The sequence below is a fragment of the Stenotrophomonas sp. STEN033 genome, from assembly GCF_056856655.1.
The window spans coordinates 1-2,134 of record NZ_JBXFWM010000127.1; the positions used below are offsets into that span (position 1 = coordinate 1).

Annotated in this window: 3 protein-coding genes; all 3 read left to right on the forward strand. The window is 65.5% G+C overall.

From position 1 onward, the window contains the following. Positions 1–137 precede the first annotated feature (137 nt). Positions 138–653 (forward strand): ribosome maturation factor RimM, encoded by a 516-nt coding sequence (rimM, locus tag AC1VXC_RS21020; RefSeq protein ID WP_481540005.1) that lies wholly within the window; start codon positions 138–140, stop codon positions 651–653. Positions 654–657: 4 nt separating this feature from the next. Continuing rightward, the gene (trmD, locus tag AC1VXC_RS21025) at positions 658–1,437 is read left to right on the forward strand and encodes a tRNA (guanosine(37)-N1)-methyltransferase TrmD (RefSeq protein ID WP_313170575.1); all 780 of its coding nucleotides are present in this window, start codon (positions 658–660) and stop codon (positions 1,435–1,437) included. Positions 1,438–1,571: 134 nt separating this feature from the next. Continuing rightward, positions 1,572–1,979 carry a 50S ribosomal protein L19 gene (gene rplS, locus AC1VXC_RS21030; RefSeq protein ID WP_293716960.1) on the forward strand — a complete coding sequence of 136 codons (408 nt, stop codon included), beginning with the start codon at positions 1,572–1,574 and terminating at the stop codon, positions 1,977–1,979. Positions 1,980–2,134: the final 155 nt, after the last annotated feature.

A 2,134-nucleotide genomic window follows, 5' to 3' on the forward strand; every position in this document is an offset into this window, starting at 1 on the left:
CACTGGTCCGTGGGTCCGCCCCCCCCGCCCCCACCTCCCCCCCACACTCCCAACAATCCAAACCACCCCCCCCCCCAACCCGCCCCCGCGGGGGCGGGCCGGGGGGCCCCGCCCCCCCCCCCCCCCCCGACTGCTATATGAAGAAAGATATCGAGCGCCGGATCCTGCTGGGCAGGGTTGCCGGCGTTTTTGGTGTGCGCGGCGAAATCAAGCTTGAGTCCTGGACCGAGCCCCGTTCCGCCATTTTCAAATACCAGCCGTGGATCCTGCGTACCCCCGCGGGGCAGGAGTCCGAGCTGACCGGCGTACGTGGCCGGGAGTCGGGCAAGACGCTGGTTGCAACCTTCCCGGGCGTGACCGACCGCGATGTGGCCGAGGCCATGCGCGGCACCGAGATTTACGTTGCCCGCAGCGCCTTGCCGGCGCCGAACGCGGACGAATACTACTGGGTGGATCTGGAAGGCCTGGACGTGCAGACCGTCGAGGGCGTCAAGCTGGGCCAGGTGTCGCACCTGTTCAATACCGGCTCCAATGACGTGCTGGTAGTGCGCGGTGACCGCGAACGGATGGTGCCGTTCGTGATGGACGATTTCATCAAGTCGGTGGATTTCGACGCCAACCTGATCGTGGTCGATTGGGATCCGGAGTTCTGAAGCCGTGCGTGTAGATGTCATCAGCCTGTTCCCCGAGTTCCTTGCCCAATCGGCCGCGCTGGGCGTGGTCGGTCGTGCGCAGGAGCGGGGGCTGCTGGAGCTGCACGGCTGGAACCCGCGTGACTATGCCGAGGGCAATTACCGGCGGGTGGACGACCGTCCGTTCGGCGGTGGCCCCGGCATGGTGATGCTGATCGAGCCGCTGCGGGCGGCCCTGGCGGCGGCCCGAGCGGCCGATCCGACCCCGGCGCCGCTGATCTACCTCAGCCCGCAGGGCCGTCCGCTGGACCAGGCCAAGGTGCGCGAGCTGGCGGCCTTGCCGCGGATGATCCTGCTCTGTGGCCGCTATGAAGGCGTGGACGAACGTTTCCTGGCGGGCGAGGTGGACGAGGAGATCTCCATCGGTGACTACGTGCTGTCCGGCGGTGAGCTGGGTGCGGCGGTGATCATCGATGCGGTCACCCGCCTGCAGGACGGCGCCTTGAACGATGCCGAATCGGCGGTGCAGGACAGTTTTGAAGGCGACGGTCTGCTGGATTGCCCGCACTACAGCCACCCGGCCAGCCATGCGCTGGGGGAGGTGCCGGACGTGCTGCGCTCCGGTAACCATGCGGCCATTGCCGCCTGGCGGCGCCAGCAGTCCCTGCTGCGCACCGCGTTGCGTCGCCCGGACCTGCTGGACGAGGCGGGCCTGAACAAGGCCGACCGCAAGCTGCTGGGCGAAGCCCGGCAAGCGCTTGCAGATTCGTTCAAGCAAGCTACTGGCGCCGGCGGCGGTCAGTAGGTTAGAATTGCGAGTTCCCGTCGGCTGAATGGCCTGATGTGGAGCCAGAACAATAACGTGCAGCGCAATCCGGCGACTGTATAAGCCTAAGCTGTCGATCAGACACGCCCACCCCGAACAATCGGTGTAACCCAATGAGCAAGCTGAACAAGTCCATCGTCGCGGAATTCGAATCCGCCCAGATCACCCGCGAACTGCCGAAGTTCAGCCAGGGCGACACCGTCGTGGTGAACGTGAAGGTCAAGGAAGGCAACCGTGAGCGCGTGCAGGCTTACGAAGGCGTCGTGATCGGCACCAAGAATGCTGGCCTGAACTCCGCTTTCACCGTGCGCAAGATCTCGCACGGCTACGGCGTCGAGCGCGTCTTCCAGACCCACAGCGCCATCATCGACTCGGTCGAAGTGAAGCGCCGCGGTAAGGTTCGCGCCGGTAAGCTGTACTACCTGCGTGGCCTGGAAGGCAAGGCTGCCCGCATCAAGGAAGACCTGGCTGCTGCCCAGCAGGCCAAGGCTGCTCGCCTGGCTGCCAAGGCCGCCGAGTAATCCCGCCAACAGGCCCCGCCTGTTTGCAGCAACGGCCACCTTCGGGTGGCCGTTTGCGTTTGTGGGCTTGGGTGGCGTGAAGGTGGGAAGTCGGGGAGGGCTTTGAGGCTCAGAAGTTCAGAAGCCTAGAAGCCTAGAAGCCTAGAAGCCTAGAA

Bases quoted from the DNA above. Each gene is read 5' to 3' on its own strand.
- rimM (WP_481540005.1), top strand. From the start codon at position 138: ATGAAGAAAGATATCGAGCGCCGGATCCTGCTGGGCAGGGTTGCCGGC.
- rplS (WP_293716960.1), top strand. From the start codon at position 1,572: ATGAGCAAGCTGAACAAGTCCATCGTCGCGGAATTCGAATCCGCCCAG.